Here is an 18,165-nt window from a genome sequence, read left to right on the forward strand (position 1 = left end):
TTTCAGATATCCGCAAATAATTCTGTCGTTCTATCCTTTTTAACCGATAACACATTCTTTTTATCTATCAAATTCTTTATTTAAAACGGAAAATCAAATAAAAAAGGAGGCTATATAGCCTCCTTTTTCACGGCAGTCCAATAGTATGCCGATTTAAACCCAGAAATTTGCTCTATAATGAAAGCGCCCATAGATTATAGATGGACATGACCGACGGTAACAATTTTGATGCCATCTATCTTCGCGACCCGTTCCGCAATTGCATTATAAAGCTGCGTACTATCCGCCTGCGTAAGATGCCCGCTTTCTTGTAAAGAGCGAATGCACTGCTGCTGTTTTTCCAAATATGATTTTTTCAGCGTATCCAAATTGTTTGTCTGCTTAGCAATTTGCCAAGGCGTTTGCTGCGGATACCGCTCATTTAAACCCTTCACCGATTGTTTAGAAAGATCGGCCAAGAGAACCAACGCCATGCGATCCCCGCCAACATGATATCTACAGTGCTTTGGTGAACCCGGCGCCGACGCCTGGCCAGAGGACGCCGAAGAGGCGCCCGATGATTCTGGTGCAGCGGCTTTTACCATAATCCCGCCGGCCGGAAAAAGCATTGCGCCAGCCAAAAGTAACGCAGCCATACTGGTTGCAACCCGCTTTTTTAACATAGTGCATCCTTTCGTCTTCAAACGAACCATTGGAATATCATACATTCCAATTTTTGAACAAATAAGACGATCAGAAAGAGTATCGTCATATGGACGTAATCGCCGCCTAAAACAAATCAATTCATTTTAAACGGCGATCTACGCCAGCCACTATATAGGGCGCAGCATTTATCTTTTTAACGACCCTTTGATAGTTTGGCCTCAAATGCAGAACCCACGCATCTATGTTTTTGGAAAAAAGGTATAAAATTTGAAATTCAGTCCCATTTTGATTTAATTTTTATTTATTATCCACGCACCAATAAATTCATATGCCATGGGTACAGACAGCTCGGGATCTTCAAAGACCCAACTTCCCTGCAATCCCGCCTGTATTGCGCCCGCCTCAAAATGACACATGGCAATACCCAAATCTACATACCGGATATCTGGAATTGTCGGTTTTTCCTTGCCACCATCCAGATAAAAATAAGCGGCTGTTGGGGAAACAAAAACGCGCCACGGCTGTTTATTGATAGCCGACGGCGCAAGTCTTACACAAGAAAGCGGCAGAGCAAGTGCACCCGCCATTTTTTCAGAAAGCGGCTCCCCATTGGCTGCTTGAAAAAACAGTTTTTCAAACGGCCGACGGTTGGCACTGCCAGCCGTACCCCTCACGATATGTTCCAAAAGGCGCGTTTTCCCACTTGGATATCCAATCGGCAGTACGATAACAAGTTGCTCTTCCTCGTCAACTCCCGCCGCTTGAAAAAACGCCGTTTTATCAAACGTCCCCCCCAGCCAGCAGGTACCCATGCCATTGTCAGTCGCAATCAAAACTGTCTGTTCCAATTGGTATCCAACTTGCAGATACCCTGCACGCAGCTCTTTTTTGGACACCACTGCCGCCAAAAATGTTTTGGCATCCCGAATCATGCCATATGTACCCAATTTACTCGGCGTTTGATCCACCTGGACTGCGGCATAGCGCGTTTTGGCACCAAAAATCCCCGTTTCGTCGGTAAGAGGCGCCATGCAAATGGCAAGTTCCCGTTCTTCCACCATCCGTGGCAGATAAGTACGCACCGAGTGCCGCTTCATCGCCAATTCAGAAGCATCATGTTGCAAATCAAGTCGCATCAGTATTCCTCCTGTTTTGAGTCCACCAAACGAGTGGATAATATTCCTACGTATTCGCAAAAACAAGCAAAGCATTGCCCAGCATAAGCAGGTATTTTAAACATGCCTGCGGAACGCGGCAAACAAGACCGGCGGCAGCGCCCAAATGACCTGAATCGTCAGCACTTCCAACGGCTGCAGTTCCCGTCCGGCTAGCCAAAACACCGCACCTGCCAGAAGCAGGTTTGCCAACACGCCAATCACTTGCAGAATCGCCGCCACACGCGCCGTACTTTCCAGCCGCACGCAGGCCGCCACGGCGCGCGCGAAAGAAACCGCGTCGTCACGCAGGTACAACCCTGCCCCATCGCTCCGACCGGACACAGGCGCCATAAACACCTCTGCCTGCTGATGGGACAAAATCCGCACAGCATGTTTTTTGAGTCGGAACTGCTCCCCGACCTGTTCCCGGGTAATATTGGCATCAGCCGTGCCGACCATAACGTGAATACCTGTGCGTACCAATCCACGCAGAGCGGAACGCACCCGTTTCTCCGGTATGTAGTCCAGCACAAACAGCGCCGTCAGCGTATCGTCTACCACCAGATAGACAAAATCATTGCCTTTTACAGCGTATTTAGCTTCTACCTCCAACAACATGCGCCCTGTCAAATTCACACGTTTTTGGCGCAGAAGATTTCGACTTCCAAGCAGCACACGCTTGCCGTCCACCCACGCCTCTATGCCCATCTCATCGATCACTTGAAGCTGTGCCACCGGACGCAGAAGCGCCTCCCCGCCCTCAAAAAGACCCAGAATAGCAGATGCCATCGCAGTCTGGGCAACAGACGCTACACTGGCTGCCATGAGAACCGCACTCTCCACACCGTCTTTGCACATCGGCCGCAATGCGCAAATCTTCACCTGCCCCGCCGGGTAAAGCAAACGCTCCGGAAGAAACACCGCATCTGCACGGCCAAAGGCACGCACCGCTCCATATCCTGAAAGCGCCGCGCCGCGCTTTCGCAAGGCGCGCGTAACAGCTAACATCGGCAAACTGACACAGAACCCCATCACCAACGGCGCACCCGCAGAAGCAAATGCAGCGAAAAGCAGCACTCCCTGCACAGCAGACTTACCATATAAAAACACAGCAATGCCAGCGGCAGCGGCGGAAATCACCAATGCGACAAGGGAAACCACTGACGCCGAACGCCCGGTCAGCGCACTGCCGGCATCTTGCGTCGCCGGGGCGGGAGACACATTTCCGGGCACAACGACCCTCTGTACCCGTCCGGTCGGACCAATCTTCGTCTCTTTGACAAAAACCGAACGGGGATTTTCTGTTTTTTCTATAGCAGCTGCACTCACCCGGCACGCGCGCGCTGTCAACAGCCGTGAAAAGGTTTCCAAACTCAGGCAAGCGCACGCACTGAGTGCATAGGGCGCCGCATAACGTACCCCTGCGCCCTGCATAAAGGCGGGTATAAATCCCGCGATGCCGCCCAAAAAAGCAAGCGCCGCTGCACTGGAGGTCTTTCGACGGAGACTAAACAGGGCAGCAAATCCCTCCACCAACGGATGAATGGCGAAAACGCCTGCCAGCACAAACAAAGCAGCTTCAACCACGACCAGTTTGTCAGTCTGCCCCAGAAAACGCAGCACAGACGGCAATGGGTAATGGAATGTGATCGCGCCAACCAGCAGCAAAAAAACAACGAATAGTATCAATTCCACCGTCAGCGATCCTGCAAGACCCGCTCCTTTGCTGCGCCGGAGTGGAAGCTGCTCATCAGGTTCCGTTTCATCCGCGTCGTCGCTTTTTAGCGGTTCGTCCTTATCAGGCTCCGCCGCAGGCGCTTCCTCTTGCTGTAAATCCACAGAATCCCCGTCGTCGGTACTTGAATCCTCATGCAGGTCTGATTGCAGACCGTTTCCCCTAACATCGGTAGCCGGTTCTATCTCCGTATCCGGCGGGGATTCAGCGATGGCCTGTGCTGCCACCTCTTGGACGGCTTGCCGATTGGCACGTTGGCGAAGCCGTTCCTCCGCCTCCCGCTCCCATTCATCCAAAGGCTCCTGCATCCGCCCTCTGTCGATCGGATCCTCTTTTCTCATCAGCTCCTGCCTCCCCCCGCCCGCATACGGCTTTTGGCCGCTTCATACAATACGATGCCGGCCGCGACCGAAGCGTTCATCGATGTAATGCGTCCATGCATAGGGATGGACACAACTATATCGCAGTTCTCCCGAAGCAAACGTGAGATTCCCTTGCCCTCCGAACCGATAATGACTGCGGCTGCACCAGAAAAATCGGTCTGATAAAACGGCTGCCCGTCCATGGCCGTGCCATAGACCCAAATCCCCTGCTTTTTGAGTTCTTCAACCGTTGCGGTCAAATTCGACACGCGGGCGACCGGCAGATATTCTAAGGCGCCGCTTGCCGCTTTGTCTACTGCCGCCGTCAATCCCACCGCCCCGCGTTTGGGGATGATAACACCGTGCGCGCCACAACACTCCGCTGTGCGGATGATCGCGCCAAGGTTGTGGGGATCGTTGATATCATCACAGATCACCAAAAACGGCGGCTCTCCACGCTCTTTTGCCGTCTGGAGCATCTCTGCCACGGATGAATATTCATGGGCGGCAGCCAATGCCGCCACTCCCTGATGGTTCATACCGCCGCAGATTGCGTCGAGCTTGGCACTGCTCACATCTTTGATGACCACGCCGCGTGCTCCGCACAAATCCACGATGCGCCGCACCGGACCGCCGTTGTTCCCTTTGGCAATCAGCACACTATCTACCGGATGGCCGGCACGCAGTGCCTCATACACGGCATTCCGTCCAACCAGCACATCCTCTTTACGCTTTTCCCTTTTATCTGTATACATTGCAGACTCCCGTCCTGTTTTTTTATTTATGAGCGGTGATGCGTCACATTTCCAATCCGGATCGATATTCCATTATCGTGCGGAGTGCCGCGCCATATGCTCTGCATATAGTATACCATACTTAGGGGAAATGCGATGATTCCATCGTAAAATCTTCCAGCTTCTTTTCACTTTTTTACTGCCAGAGCACAGATAGCTTCCACCGCTGTGCGAATGGCAATTCCAGAATCGTGGGTCTCGGGATTGGACATGCCTGCCGCCTGCCGCTCTTGGTTCCAGACACAAGTTAGGACCGCACCGGCGCGCACACCCAAACAGGCGGCCACTGTAAAGAGCGTGGCACACTCCATTTCACTGGCAAGCGCGCCGCCTTTAATCCATGCGTTCCAATCGGATACAAGCCGCTGTCCCACCGGCATCCGCTCCGGCTCATGCTGCCCGTAAAACGAATCTTTACTCTGCACCACGCCAAGATGCGTGTGCGCACCCTGCCGATGGGCGGCATCCGCCAGTGCCTGTGTGAGTGCAAAGTCAGCAACTGCGGGAAATTCTACCGGTAAATACTCTCGCGATGTACCATCCATTCTGATAGCGGCGGTAGGAACAATTAAATCGCCGCCCTGCACTGCAAGCTGCATCCCTCCGCAGGTTCCCACACGAATGAACGTGTCTACCCCGATGGAAGCAAGCTCTTCCATGGCGATAGCAGCGGAAGGCCCTCCAATACCGGTGGATGTGACCAGCACCCGCTCACCCGACAGCGTACCCGCCCACGTGTGAAACTCTCGGTTGTGTGCAACCTCATGTGCATCTGCCAGGCAGGCAGCAATCTGCGGCACCCGTCCGGGATCGCCCGGCAGCACCGCAAACCGTGCGCCATCTTCCTTTTTTAATCCCAAATGATACATCCGCTCTTTCATATATATCCTCCATTTTCAAAATACATGATGGACTTTCCGCAAAACTATTGGGGGCAAACAAACCGACAAGCGGCCGCTTACCCCCAATCATGCCGTCTCACACGGCAATTCTTCTATCCCATAACAGCTGTTGTCTGTTCACGATGCCCGTCGTTTCGAACCGCCCTGATGTAAAACAAGCGCTCCGCAACTCATGCAAATGACCGACAAAACCAGCATAAGAAATACACTGACCAAAGAAAAACCAGGTGTATACAACCCATACACAAAAAAACCAATCAGGCCAAGCGCCAAAAAAATGAGTACAACAGAAAAAACACGCAGCATCGTATTGAAGTTATTCAATACGATGGAAGACACGGTTCCAATGGTTCCATTGAGTAATTTTGCATAGGCGGCCGCAAGCTCCCCTATCCGTTTCATTTCCACCCGTGCATATCCAAGCAGTAACTGGTCTTCCTCTGTCAGCAAGACGCTATGATCACGCGGCAGACTTTCCAATACGCCTGCATTCTCCCGCAGCGCGGTGGAATAATGAACCAGCGCCGCTTCCATATCCAGCAGTTCCTGCAATTTACGGTTATGCGGCGTATGACCCAATTGTTTTTCCAAATAAGTCATCATTTTTTTGATTTGATGCAAATGCCGCCTAAACCGCGCGACCAGAATCTGCATAAACAATGCCGTCATTCTGCCATTCTGCCCCAGTGCAACGCCCATGCTCTGCACCAGATCTCCTGCCACCGGATTTTCCCGAGCACTGATTGCTACAACCGTCTGCCCGATGAAAATCAATGAAAAAGGACAAACTGCAAAGCGCATAGATTCGCCCTGCCGAAAGGTGACAGGCGACGCGCAGACGACCAGCGTCGCGCCCTCCGCCGTTTCCACACGGGGCATACCGCCCTCATCCAACGCGGTATAAAAGACGCCGCTTCCAATACCCAGCAAAGCCGACAACCGTGAGATTTCCGCATTTGTCGGTGCAATAACACTGATAAAACGCGCAGCATTTTCTTCGCTTGTTTCGGCCATACGACCGTCAAGCGCACGGAAAAAACGCAACATGGCGCACACTCCCTTCAGGGGAGCGGCGCGTATCAAACGCAGCGAGCCCCCCCGCACACTATTTTTTTGTTGAACCAACGTCTTCGGCTTAAGGGGTCTCCCACAGTTCGATCACCTCTGCTTTATCTGTGGATAGCCTGGTGCTTGATGTTTGATACATCCAAATGCATCCAGACCGTTTTTAGTATATAAAATAACAAAGCCTATACCATATTATAGCACCATCCTAACATTTTGGAAACCATCTCTACGGATTTTTGATATAAAAAGTACGCATGTGGTTATATGGGTCCAGAATCCGTATAAAACACCGGAATTTCCGGTTTCATCCTCCTGTTTTACGTGTTTTGAAGCAATTCCGCCTTCAATCCAGCCTTTATTTGTGCGCGAAGATTCCATTCCACCGTTTGACAGGATTGTTTTTGTGCATCTTTACAATCTATAAAACAGCGAAAAGGATATAAAAATGCACCGTCTTTATAACGGTGCATTCAAAAAATCAATATGACCGGCCTTTATTTGCGGCGGTTAAAGATGCTCATGATATCAAAATACTCATCATCAGCAGTATTCGGGCGAGGGGATGCCATGCCCGGCTTGCCTGTGGATGATGCGGAAGGCGACGGACGCTTTACGCTCTCCGGCGCACGGCCGACTGTGGAGGAGGCAGCAGCTGAAGACGCACTCTGCGCCGAGGCCGCATCAGCATCTCCCGAATCAAACCCTGTAGCGATGACGGTAATATTGATCTCGTCGTCCAGTGAATCGGAAAGTGCCGCGCCCCAAATAATGTTCGCACCCGGTTCGGCAGCCTCAGTCACCATGGAAGACGCGATCTCGACTTCTTCCAAGCCAATATCCGCAGAGGCCATCACGTTAATGATGACACCACGCGCCCCGGCGATGGAGGTCTCAAGCAGCGGGCTGGAAATCGCCATCCGCGCAGCCTGCTCCGCCTTGTCCTTACCGGACGCGCGTCCCACACCCATGTGCGCATAGCCCGCATCCTTCATCACCGCAGTCACGTCGGCAAAGTCGAGGTTGACCAGCCCCGGCACTTTGATAAGGTCAGAAATACTCTGCACGCCCTGGCGCAGCACATCATCCGCGACTTCAAAGGCGTTTGCCAGCGTAATTTTCTGTTCAGACACCAGCTTCAGACGCTCGTTGGGGATGATAACCAGTGAATCAACATGCTCACGCAGTGCCATAATCCCGGATTCAGCCTGCTCCATTCGCCGACGCCCTTCAAATGAAAACGGTTTGGTCACGATGCCGACCGTCAAAATGCCCAGCTCTTTGGCGACCGTGGCGATGACCGGTGCAGCGCCGGTACCGGTGCCGCCGCCCATACCCGCAGTGATAAATACCATATGGGTGCCTTTAAGCGCGTCGGCGATCTCATCGCGGCTCTCCTCGGCGGCTCGCTGACCTTTTTCGGGGTTGGCGCCAGCGCCCTGTCCGTGGGTAAGCTTGTCCCCTATTTGGAGTTTATGGGTCGCCTGCGACAGGATAAGCGCCTGCCGGTCGGTGTTGATGGAGATGAACTCCACACCCTGTACGTCGGACTTGATCATGCGATTGACGGCGTTGTTCCCGCCACCTCCAACGCCGACCACCTTTATTTGAACAATATTATCAATATCTCGATCAAGCTCAAAAGCCATCTTACTTCCTCCAAATCATAGGATAACCCTATTATGCATTCTATTCTACAGGTTTTACGTTTTCATTTCAATAGCAAATACATAAAATGCCAGATATTATGTAAAATCACTGCTTCCACATGGCCAACTTATACGATTTTGTCCTACCTGCCCCACAACTTTGCAGTCCAATCTAGGAAAATCAGCTTGCAGGACTGAAAACTGCCTGATTGCCTTGTGCAGCGTGGGAAACATCCAGCGTCCCCTTATCGGTAGCCAATAGTTGCTGTGTAAGCATATATGAGGCAAATTTCAGTTTTTCATCAAAATCTGCTGAGGTGCCGACCAGCACTGTGATACGATTTTGATAACCAAACGTAATCTGATACGCGTCGTGAACGTCCACCGATGTGACTTGCGCGATACCTGCCGATTTGATTGCCTGAAGAAGTGACACTGCTGCGGTAAGTTTTGCTCTCTCTGCATTGTTTAGTGTCTGTCCCGGCGCAGACGCACCGGCATCGGGTCCAGTCACCGTCGGCAGATTAGGGAGGGCCTGTAGGTTTGCGGGAATTTCGAGCACTTTGCCCTGCGCATCCAGCACGGCAAATCCACCCGCACGGGGTACAGCGGCAATTGGTGTGTCTTTATTCAGGCGCAGAATCAACGTATTGGGCAGACGCCACGAAACCGACGCAGAGGAAATATACGGCAGATTAGTCTCCAGCAGACGTGTGGTCTTCCGCTTGTTCACGCCAAAGAGGCGGTCTCCGACCGCAATGCCACTCACCTGTAAGACCTTTTCCTGTTGATATGGTGTCTGCCCGGATATCGTAATCGACCCCACCGGCAAAAGAAGCCAGATTGCCGCGCCACTGATGCACACCAGTGCCAACAGAATAAATATGAACACCAGCATACGCCCTGCTCGTGTGAGCTTTCGTCGTTTTCGTTTAGCACGCGGCCTTTTCGCCGTGCCGCGATATGGCCCCTCACGTGCGCCCCTTGCCGTGGTGCGGCGCTTTTGCGTTTCCCGCATATTTTTGATATCCTCCATAACCTACAGTTGTTCCAGACGGGCTTATTCGGCGCTTGACACCCGGCGTATCCGTGCACCCACGCTCGCCAAATCCTGTTCGATAGACGTATACCCCCGGTCGATATGGTGCAGGCCGGTCACTTCGGTCGTCCCTTCAGCAGCGAGCCCCGCTACCACCAGTGCCGCACCCCCACGCAGATCGGCCGCCACAACCGGCGCGCCAAAAAGTGCGCGTACGCCCTCAACCACAGCCACTTTTCCTTCCAGCTTGATGGATGCACCCATCCGCACCAGCTCCGGCACATGTTTGTACCGGTTTTCAAAGATATTCTCCACAAACAGGCTGTTGCCTTCCGCCAATGTGGACATGGCCATAACCGGCGCCTGCGCATCTGTAGGAAATCCCGGATATGGCATCGTACGCACACAACGCAATGGGTGCAATGAATGTGCCGCGCGCAAAAACAGATTCTCTTTATCCGCACGGATGGCACAACCCGCCTCGAGGAAAACCGGAACGACCGGGCTGAGGTGCGTATGCTGGACGCCGCGCAATTCCAGTTCTCCGCCGGTCACCGCCGCCGCCGTCATATAGGTGGTGGCAACAATGCGATCGGGAATCACCCTATGTTCAGAACCATGAAGAGCATCTACACCCTCAATTTCCACCACGCTCTCGCCCGCACCGCGGATTTTTGCGCCACAGCGGTTGAGGAAAGAGGCCAAATCAGCGATTTCCGGTTCACGCGCCGCATTGATAATGGTGGTAAGGCCTTCTGCGGTCACCGCCGCCAGCAGAATATTCTCGGTCGCCCCCACACTGGGGAACGACAGCGCAATGGTTTCTCCATGGAGTCTGCCTGTGCAGTGACAGTCAAGAAAACCATGCCCTTCGTTAATCACCAGCCCCAATTTGCGCAGTGCCGCCAGATGCAGATCGATGGGCCTCGGTCCCAGCTCACAACCGCCCGGAAACGAAATACGCGCTTGCCCGAGCCGTGCGGCAATTGCCCCTAAGAATACGATGGAAGAACGCATTTCCCGCATGAGTGCGTCTGGAATGCTGCACTCTGCCACATTCGTGGGGTCGACCGTCACCGTCCCCTTCTCTTTCTTCACCCGGCAGCCAAGATGCTTCAAAATTTTACAGGAGGCATCCACATCCAACAAACCCGGGCAATTATGTATGACGCAAGGGGACTCACAGAGCACACAAGCTGCCAGCACCGGCAGCGCGGCATTCTTCGCGCCCTGTATGTCAATCGTCCCTTGCAATGGCCTGCCGCCCTCGATTACTAACTTGCACATCGTCACGCACCCTTTCAGCAAAGCGGGGCAATTACCCCGGCAATTTCAGCATATGCCGACGCGGTGCGTGTGGTTCACAATTGCTGCATTACAGAAACAGGCATAGCCTGCCTATGTTTGCTCAATACTCGAAAAACGGGAAATCGATAGAATAATACCCATCTGGAACAGCAGCATCAGCAGTGAGGAACCGCCGTAACTGAAAAACGGCAGGCTGATGCCGGTGTTGGGAATGGTGTTGGTGGTAACGGCAATATTGAGAATGGCCTGCAAGCCTACCTGTGTGGTAAGGCCGACCGCCATGAGCGCGCCAAATCGATCGGGTGCCCGCATGGCCACGACATATCCCCGCCACACCAGCAGTGCAAACAGCACGATGACAATAACCGCACCGACCAATCCCAATTCCTCACAGAGGATGGGAAATACAAAATCATTCTGCGGTTCCGAAACATATAGATATTTTTGTCGGGAATTACCCAACCCCAAACCCATAATGCCGCCCGAACCGATCGCGTAGAGGGATTGGATAGTCTGCCAGCCGTGGTGCTGTGGGTCTTTGAATGGGTCAATCCAATAGACCAGACGATTCTTTGCATACACAATGATCTTGGTAAACAGCACCATGCCGAGCAGCGCGCCGCCCGCCATACTGATGCCGATGACGAACCAGCGGACGCGTGTCCCGCCCACAAACATCATCGTGCAGCCGATGCTCAAAATCAGGATTGTACCCGACAGATGCGGTTCCTTGATCATCAGACCGGCAATGGTAGCCAAAATGAGAATAAACGGCGCCACACCGTATTTGAACGTCTGCATTTTGTTTTCCCGTTTGGTAGAATACTTTGCAATCAAATGTGCAAAGATCAAGACCACGGCAAATTTAGCGATCTCCGACGGCTGGATGTTGATCGGACCCGCATCGATCCAGCGACGCACCCCGTTGATAGGATGTGTAAACAGCACCACAACAAGCAGCAAATACGTAATGCCCATTACCGGCAGCACAAATTTGCGCAGCCAATGGTAGTCCATCTGCGCAACGATATACATCACCACCAGCCCAAGGGCGGCCCACAGCCCCTGCCGTTTGATATAGAAAAAACCGTCTCCGTGGTGGTTATAATACCCGTCTGCGTAGCTTGCGGAAAACATCATAATCAGGCCCAGCATGAGGATGATCATGACAAGCACAAACAGCGGCAGGTCAAAACCACCCCGCAGGAGCTTCCTTTTCTTTTGTATCCGTTGCTTTTGCCCAGCAGCCGTCATAGCACCCGCCTCCTGTCATTCGCCCATTCAGAACAGACCCATATACCCTGCCAGCCACACCACTGTGGCAGCGGCGCATACAATCGTCACCAGAGAAAAAATCAACACGATCTTGTTCTCATTCCAGCCCGAGAGTTCAAAGTGATGGTGGATCGGACTCATTTTAAAGACGCGCTTTCCAGTCGTTTTGAATGAAATCACCTGAATGATAACGGAAAGGGTCTCCACAATGTATATAATGCCCAGCGGAACCAAAATTAACGGCTGCCCAATACCAAAAGCCAGCGCGCAGAGCACACCGCCGAGAAAAAGGGAGCCGGTATCCCCCATGAACACACGCGCAGGGTGGAAATTCCACACCAAAAACCCGAGGCATCCGCCGGCCAGCGCCGCAGCCAGCGCCGCAAACCCGGTATAAGATACGATTTTGGCGCAAAGCAAAAACGCAATGGCAACAATCAACGTGACCGAACCGCACAAGCCGTCGATCCCGTCGGTAAGGTTGACAGCATTGACAGTGCTCACGATGATAAATACCGCAAACGGCCAATACAACGCACCCAGATAAAGCTGAACATTCAAAAACGGTACCAGCATCGTGGTTGGCCGGTCAGCCGCCAGATACATGGCAATCAAAAACACCACGGCGGCAGCTACCTGCAAAAGCAATTTTTGTCTTGCCGTCAAGCCAAGATTACGCTTTTTGACCACTTTCACATAGTCATCCATAAACCCAATAAAGCCAAACAGAAGCGCCATGATAATGCCGCCCACCAGTTTGATCTTCTGAGATGGGCGCAGCGCCACTCCCAGATGCAGCAAGTGCGAACAAATCAGATAAGCAAACAGCATTCCCAGCACAATGCCGCAGATAAACAAAAATCCACCCATAGTCGGGGTGCCCTGCTTTTTCTTGTGCCAGGTCGGCCCCACCTCACGGATACTTTGCCCCACTTTAATCTTGTGTAAATATGGAATCAACCAGATGCCTGAAAGCCCGGAAATGGCAAACGCCAGTACTCCGGCCACCAGCACGACCGTATCGGTCATCGTGACGTCCACCTTTCCCCCGCGTTTTGTATGATTTCCTCAAGCCGCATCCCACGGCTGCCTTTAAAAAGCACCGCATCCCCCTCCATCAACTGATCGCAGAGCGTGTCTGTGAGCGCGGCTTTATCCGTAAAATAAAAGCTTTGCGCACCACCGGCTTCCCGATAGCCCTCTTGATAATATTGGGCGTCTTCACCGAAACTCAGCAAGATATCCACGCCGTTTTCCGCCGCCGCACGTCCTACTGCGCGGTGCGCCTCCGGCGCCGTCTCTCCCAGCTCCAGCATATCAGCCAGCACCGCCAATTTCCGCCCCTTCGGCTGCACTGTATTCAATACATCAAAGGCCGACCGCATCGAGTCGGGACTGGCGTTATAGCAATCCTCCACAAAGGTGATGCCGCCCAGCTTTTCGATCTTCTGCCGATAACCGGTGGGCGCGTACTGCAAAAAACCTTCCGCAATCACTTCGGGTGCCAGCCCCAATGCACGTCCCACGGCAAATGCTGCCAACGCGTTGTAGACGTTGTGTCGGCCCACAACCGGCAGACGCGCCGCAAGGCAGCCACCCGGATAACGAAGACGAAACGTGGTTTCCTCCGCGCTGCTTTCAATCGCCTCCGCCACATAGGTACATCCCGTGTTTTCAATGCCATATGTGACGATCTCTGCTCGATCGGTCCGCACAGCAGAAAGCAATGCATCGTCCCCGTTCAGAATCAGTTTGCCGCCTGGACGCAGCCCCTCAAGGATTTCCAGTTTGGCTTTTAAGATGTTTTCCTGTGAACCAAGCATCTCAATATGTGAAATGCCAATATTGGTAATCACGCCGATTTCCGGCGCGGCCACCCGTGAGAGTGCCGCAATCTCGCCAAACGCACTCATTCCCATCTCAAACACAGCGGCCTTATGCGTATTTTCCAGTCCAAACACCGACATAGGCATCCCAATAAGATTATTGAGATTCCCCGCGTTCCTGTGGGTACGGAACGCCCGCGACAGCACTGCGAAAATCATTTCTTTGGTAGATGTCTTTCCCACACTGCCCGTCACGCCCACCACCGGCAATGAGAATTGCCTCCGGTATGCCGCAGCCAGCGCACGCAGTGCTTTGTATGCGTCTTCCACCAACACGACCGGCCATCCCGGATACGGGCGTTCGGCAAGCGCCACCGAAGCACCTCTGGAAAAAGCCGTTTCCAGATATTCATTGCCGTCAAAGCGCTCACCGCGCAGGGCAACAAACAGACTGCCCGGTTTGATGGTGCGGGTATCGGTAGATATATCGTCGCATTTGCAATTGAAACACGCGCGCGTCAGCCGTCCTCCGGTTGCATTCAGGATAAAATCCAGTGTGATCTGTTCCATTGGTTTCCTTTATTCCTCCCCGTGGGCCGGCAGGCAGCGCAAAATATCCGCCACGACCTCGCGTTCATCGAAATGGTGCTTTTCACGCCCAATGATCTGATAATCCTCATGCCCTTTGCCCGCCAATAGCACGATATCACCTTTCTGCGCATTTTTCAATGCATAGGCAATGGCTTCCTTACGGTTTGGCACCACCACATAGGGGGCGGAGTCTCCGTCCATTCCCGGCAGAATATCGTCGATAATGGCCTGGGGATCTTCGGTGCGCGGGTTATCCGACGTCACGATGCAGAAATCTGCATTTTGCTGTGCCATCATCCCCATAATAGGGCGTTTCGTCTTGTCGCGATCTCCCCCGCAGCCGAACAGCGCCACCACCCTGCCCTTTGCAAAGCCCCGGATGCTTTTGAGTATTTTTTCCAACGCATCCGGCGTGTGCGCATAGTCGATGATGACTGTGAAATCCCGCCCGGTCGGCACGACCTCAATACGGCCTTTTACCCCTTTTACCTGATGCAGCGCTGCCAGCACCTGCTGGAGCGGAATGCCCAAGGAGACCGCGCACGCCGCTGCCGCCAGCGTGTTGTAGACAGAAAATGCGCCCGGGATTGGCACCGACACCCGACCAATGAGTGCGTTGCCGACCATTTCATAATCCACGCCATCATGCTTCAGTTTGATATTGCGCGCTGTATAATCTGCATTCATATACCGCGCGGAATAGGTTTGAATCTTGCATTTTGCGGTACGAATCACCTCGGCGGCATAATCATCGTCCACATTGACGATGCCCAGATCGCACATGGAAAACAGTTTTTCTTTTGCTTGCAGATAGTTTTCCATGGTTTTATGAAAATCCAGATGGTCCTGCGTCAAATTGGTAAAGACCGCCGTTTCAAAATGACACCCCGCCACCCGCTCCTGTGCCAGCGCATGGGAGGATACCTCCATCACCGCAAATTCACAGCCTTCATCCGCAATGGTTTTCAGCAATTGCTGAAATTCATAGGGTTCCGGTGTGGTGAGGTGAGACGGCAAGACCTTACTGCCCGCCATATTGGCTATCGTGCCAATCAAGCCCGATTTATGCCCATTGTATTCAAGAATCTCCTTAATCAGTGTGGTGGTGGTAGTCTTGCCGTTGGTGCCGGTCACCCCCACCAACCGCAGACGTTCTGCCGGCCGCCCGAAAAAATTGGCGCAGCAAAGCGCATAGGCAAAACGCGTGTCCTTTACAAGTATATGCGGGACAGGCGCGCCCGTATCCCGCAGAGCAATCACAGCCGGACTGCCCGCCGCCGCTGCCGCAGCGGCAAAATCGTGCCCATCCGACCGTTCGCCCGGAATGCAGACAAATAACACACCCGGCCCGGCCTTACGAGAATCCGCCGTCAAATCAGTAATCTCGATTTCCGGCAGCACGCCTGTATAGGATACATCTTTCAAAAGGCTTTGAAATTTCATGCTGTGCCTCCATTTTCGCCGACCGCAATCATTTGATCGAGGCGACAATCTGCTGTTACGATTTCAAACATCCGGTCTTTTTACATCCATCAGCTGTTCATTGGGATGGTACATCGTCATCTTTTACACCGGTGTCGCGGAACTTAACTGTCACGACCGTACCTGGCGGCACCTGCACGCCAACGGCCTGGCTTTGTTCGCAGGCGGTCACTCCAGCCGTGTCCTGTGCAACGCCGACAAAATTCACATTGAGATGCGCAGCAGCCATCGCTGCGTTCACTTGCTCAGGTGACTGCCCGATAAGGTTGGGCACTGTGGAAGTGCCGGCAGGCTGCGCATTGCCGGTATACAGAACAACTGAGCCGCTTTTCGGCATTGAATCGCCCACCGCAGGCACTTGGCTGGTCACGGTATCCCCATTGCCGACAACTTGCACTTTCAGACCTGCGGCAACAATCTGCGGCGAAATTTCCGACACCTTGCGGCCCACTGCATTGGGTGCCTGCACTTCGACCTTTGCCTGCTCTTCGGGGGTATATTTCGGCTGCACACCCAGATAAGGCAAAATTTCCGAAAAAATATCACCTACCACCGGCGCGGCAATCACGCCGCCATAATTGCTGGTGGTATTGTGCGGTTCATCCATCAAGAGTAAGACGGCAACCTGCGGATCATCACACGGTGCCACGCCGCAAAATGACGCGATGCGTGCCGTAGAGTCCGCGCTGTCCAGTTTCTGGGCGGTACCGGTCTTGCCGCCGATGCGGTAGCCCGCTACATAAGCATTTTTACCACTGCCCTCGGTGACCTCCAATTGCAGGATGCGCGCCATTTCTTTGGAGGATTCCGCCGAGATGACCTGGCGTTTGACTGCGGTATTGAACGTCTTGATCACTTTGCCATTGGCATCGGTGATTTCTTTGACAATATGCGGCTGTACCAGTTTTCCACCGTTGGCAGAGGCTGCAATCGCCGCAATCATCTCGATAGGAGTGAATTTGTTGCTCTGCCCGAATGAAGCTGACGCGAGCTCTACCGGACCGTACCGTTTTTCCGGAATCGTAATACTGAGGGCCTCACCAGGCAGGTCGATACCGGTCTTGGCTGTAAGGCCAAAGTTGGAAATATATTTATAAAAATTAGCAACGCCAAGACGCTGACCGACTTGGATAAACACAACGTTAATAGACTGCTCAAATCCTTGCAGAAACGTGACTGAACCGCTTCCGCCCGCCTTCCAGTCGTGGAAAGTGGTGCCTGAAACGGTGATGGAACCGGGATCGTTAAACATATCGGTAGCCTTGACCACGCCTGCGTCAATGGCGGCGGCAGCCGTAATCGTCTTGAAGACTGAACCCGGCTCATAGGGTACGGTAATGGCTTTGTTGCGCCACTGTGCCTGTCTGTCATTCGCAGTAGCCTGTTTAAGTGCGTCTCCGCTCAATCCCGCAAGAATCTTCTGCGCCGCGGGATCGGCAATCGTGTACGGGTCATTTGGGTCAAAGCCCGGTTCGGTGGCCATCCCAAGAATTTCGCCAGTATTTACATTCATGGCGATCGCGGCAACGCGGTTGGTCACATTGTTGTCCGCCACGGCTTGCCGAAGATTATTCTCCATTTCGTGCTGCACCACTTCGTCAAGGGTGAGTACCACATTGTTGCCGTCCTTTGGAGGCACATAGTCGGAATAATTGTATGGCATGTCGGTGCCATGCGCATTTTTTGCCGTTACCAACCGGCCGGAGGTCCCCTTCATTACGCTGTTGTACTGCGCCTCCACACCGGCAAGCCCTTGGTCATCCGTACCGGTGAAACCCAGCACCTGCGACGCAAAATCACCGTATGGATAATAACGTTTACTGTCCTCTACCAGCCCGATATACCCGATGTTGTTCTCCTTGATATAATTAGCGATCAATTCCTGCGTCGGTTTTTCGATGCGCTTGGCCACCACGACATAGCTGATCCGCTGATTGATCTTATTATACAACGTCTGCCGGTCGATATCGAGAATCTGTGAGAGAGCATCGGCGGTTTTGTTGCGCTCTGCATCGGTTTTGATATACGATGGGGAAACGGTCACATCCCAGACGGTGGCGCTCTGTGCGAGCGGCTTGCCATTGCGGTCCAGGATACTGCCGCGGTTGGCGGAGATGCGAACGGTGGCCAGCTGCTGCTTAGCCGCGCGCCGGGCATAGAACTGTCCGTCAAGCACCTGTAATTTGAACAAGCGAGCGCTTAAAACGGCAAAACCCACCGCAAAAATGCCCACGAGGACGACCAGCATCTTCTTCTTCATCGAAAAACTCGGTCCTCTTGCCATGCCCTGCCAACCTCCGTGGATGCGTGTTTACGTTTCGCCTCTTTTCCTACT

At 53.1% G+C, this 18,165-nt stretch carries 14 protein-coding genes; all 14 read right to left on the reverse strand.

Annotated features, from left to right (window positions below):
• Window positions 1-194 precede the first annotated feature (194 nt).
• The 14 genes from ABF463_RS04995 to ABF463_RS05060 all read right to left on the reverse strand — a co-directional run bounded on the left by ABF463_RS04995 (window position 195) and on the right by ABF463_RS05060 (window position 18,114).
• Window positions 195-662 carry a hypothetical protein gene (locus ABF463_RS04995; RefSeq protein WP_415532461.1) on the reverse strand — a complete coding sequence of 156 codons (468 nt, stop codon included), beginning with the start codon at window positions 660-662 and terminating at the stop codon, window positions 195-197.
• A gap of 273 nt (window positions 663-935) precedes the next feature.
• Window positions 936-1,781, reverse strand: a complete 846-nt coding sequence (locus tag ABF463_RS05000) for a nitroreductase family protein (RefSeq protein ID WP_415532462.1) — start codon at window positions 1,779-1,781, stop codon at window positions 936-938.
• 96 nt (window positions 1,782-1,877) lie between these two features.
• The gene (locus tag ABF463_RS05005; RefSeq protein WP_415532463.1) at window positions 1,878-3,878 is read right to left on the reverse strand and encodes a hypothetical protein; all 2,001 of its coding nucleotides are present in this window, start codon (window positions 3,876-3,878) and stop codon (window positions 1,878-1,880) included.
• Complete coding sequence (gene rlmB, locus ABF463_RS05010) at window positions 3,878-4,654, reverse strand: 23S rRNA (guanosine(2251)-2'-O)-methyltransferase RlmB (protein WP_415532464.1); 777 nt, start codon at window positions 4,652-4,654, stop codon at window positions 3,878-3,880. The genes ABF463_RS05005 and rlmB overlap by 1 nt, the downstream gene beginning before the upstream one ends.
• Before the next feature lie 167 nt (window positions 4,655-4,821).
• The gene (gene udp / locus ABF463_RS05015; RefSeq protein ID WP_415532465.1) at window positions 4,822-5,574 is read right to left on the reverse strand and encodes a uridine phosphorylase; all 753 of its coding nucleotides are present in this window, start codon (window positions 5,572-5,574) and stop codon (window positions 4,822-4,824) included.
• 138 nt (window positions 5,575-5,712) lie between these two features.
• Window positions 5,713-6,642, reverse strand: a complete 930-nt coding sequence (locus tag ABF463_RS05020; RefSeq protein ID WP_415532466.1) for a CorA family divalent cation transporter — start codon at window positions 6,640-6,642, stop codon at window positions 5,713-5,715.
• Window positions 6,643-7,157: 515 nt separating this feature from the next.
• Window positions 7,158-8,309: a cell division protein FtsZ gene (ftsZ, locus tag ABF463_RS05025; RefSeq protein WP_415532467.1), complete on the reverse strand. Its 1,152-nt coding sequence runs from the start codon at window positions 8,307-8,309 to the stop codon at window positions 7,158-7,160.
• A gap of 181 nt (window positions 8,310-8,490) precedes the next feature.
• Complete coding sequence (locus ABF463_RS05030) at window positions 8,491-9,327, reverse strand: cell division protein FtsQ/DivIB (RefSeq protein WP_415532468.1); 837 nt, start codon at window positions 9,325-9,327, stop codon at window positions 8,491-8,493.
• Window positions 9,328-9,369: 42 nt separating this feature from the next.
• Window positions 9,370-10,635, reverse strand: a complete 1,266-nt coding sequence (gene murA, locus ABF463_RS05035; protein ID WP_415532469.1) for a UDP-N-acetylglucosamine 1-carboxyvinyltransferase — start codon at window positions 10,633-10,635, stop codon at window positions 9,370-9,372.
• Between the two features lie 111 nt (window positions 10,636-10,746).
• Window positions 10,747-11,910, reverse strand: coding sequence for an FtsW/RodA/SpoVE family cell cycle protein (locus tag ABF463_RS05040; protein WP_415532470.1), 1,164 nt, complete (start codon window positions 11,908-11,910; stop codon window positions 10,747-10,749).
• Window positions 11,911-11,937: 27 nt separating this feature from the next.
• Window positions 11,938-12,960 (reverse strand): phospho-N-acetylmuramoyl-pentapeptide-transferase, encoded by a 1,023-nt coding sequence (mraY, locus tag ABF463_RS05045; RefSeq protein ID WP_415532471.1) that lies wholly within the window; start codon window positions 12,958-12,960, stop codon window positions 11,938-11,940.
• Window positions 12,957-14,327 (reverse strand): UDP-N-acetylmuramoyl-tripeptide--D-alanyl-D-alanine ligase, encoded by a 1,371-nt coding sequence (locus tag ABF463_RS05050; RefSeq protein WP_415532472.1) that lies wholly within the window; start codon window positions 14,325-14,327, stop codon window positions 12,957-12,959. The genes mraY and ABF463_RS05050 overlap by 4 nt, the downstream gene beginning before the upstream one ends.
• Before the next feature lie 9 nt (window positions 14,328-14,336).
• Window positions 14,337-15,791 carry a UDP-N-acetylmuramoyl-L-alanyl-D-glutamate--2,6-diaminopimelate ligase gene (locus ABF463_RS05055; protein ID WP_415532473.1) on the reverse strand — a complete coding sequence of 485 codons (1,455 nt, stop codon included), beginning with the start codon at window positions 15,789-15,791 and terminating at the stop codon, window positions 14,337-14,339.
• A 97-nt stretch (window positions 15,792-15,888) separates the two neighbouring features.
• Window positions 15,889-18,114, reverse strand: a complete 2,226-nt coding sequence (locus tag ABF463_RS05060; protein ID WP_415532474.1) for a penicillin-binding transpeptidase domain-containing protein — start codon at window positions 18,112-18,114, stop codon at window positions 15,889-15,891.
• Between the last annotated feature and the right edge of the window lie 51 nt (window positions 18,115-18,165).

This window comes from Ethanoligenens sp., assembly GCF_047718355.1.
Classification (GTDB): Bacteria; Bacillota; Clostridia; order Oscillospirales; family Ethanoligenentaceae; genus Ethanoligenens.

Coding starts and splice junctions, on each gene's coding strand:
- udp (WP_415532465.1), bottom strand. CDS start 5,574: ATGAAAGAGCGGATGTATCATTTGGGATTAAAAAAGGAAGATGGCGCA.
- ABF463_RS04995 (WP_415532461.1), bottom strand. CDS start 662: ATGTTAAAAAAGCGGGTTGCAACCAGTATGGCTGCGTTACTTTTGGCT.
- murA (WP_415532469.1), bottom strand. CDS start 10,635: ATGTGCAAGTTAGTAATCGAGGGCGGCAGGCCATTGCAAGGGACGATT.
- ABF463_RS05000 (WP_415532462.1), bottom strand. CDS start 1,781: ATGCGACTTGATTTGCAACATGATGCTTCTGAATTGGCGATGAAGCGG.
- ABF463_RS05040 (WP_415532470.1), bottom strand. CDS start 11,910: ATGACGGCTGCTGGGCAAAAGCAACGGATACAAAAGAAAAGGAAGCTC.
- mraY (WP_415532471.1), bottom strand. CDS start 12,960: ATGACCGATACGGTCGTGCTGGTGGCCGGAGTACTGGCGTTTGCCATT.
- ABF463_RS05050 (WP_415532472.1), bottom strand. CDS start 14,327: ATGGAACAGATCACACTGGATTTTATCCTGAATGCAACCGGAGGACGG.
- ftsZ (WP_415532467.1), bottom strand. CDS start 8,309: ATGGCTTTTGAGCTTGATCGAGATATTGATAATATTGTTCAAATAAAG.
- ABF463_RS05055 (WP_415532473.1), bottom strand. CDS start 15,791: ATGAAATTTCAAAGCCTTTTGAAAGATGTATCCTATACAGGCGTGCTG.
- ABF463_RS05030 (WP_415532468.1), bottom strand. CDS start 9,327: ATGCGGGAAACGCAAAAGCGCCGCACCACGGCAAGGGGCGCACGTGAG.
- ABF463_RS05005 (WP_415532463.1), bottom strand. CDS start 3,878: ATGAGAAAAGAGGATCCGATCGACAGAGGGCGGATGCAGGAGCCTTTG.
- ABF463_RS05060 (WP_415532474.1), bottom strand. CDS start 18,114: ATGGCAAGAGGACCGAGTTTTTCGATGAAGAAGAAGATGCTGGTCGTC.
- ABF463_RS05020 (WP_415532466.1), bottom strand. CDS start 6,642: ATGTTGCGTTTTTTCCGTGCGCTTGACGGTCGTATGGCCGAAACAAGC.
- rlmB (WP_415532464.1), bottom strand. CDS start 4,654: ATGTATACAGATAAAAGGGAAAAGCGTAAAGAGGATGTGCTGGTTGGA.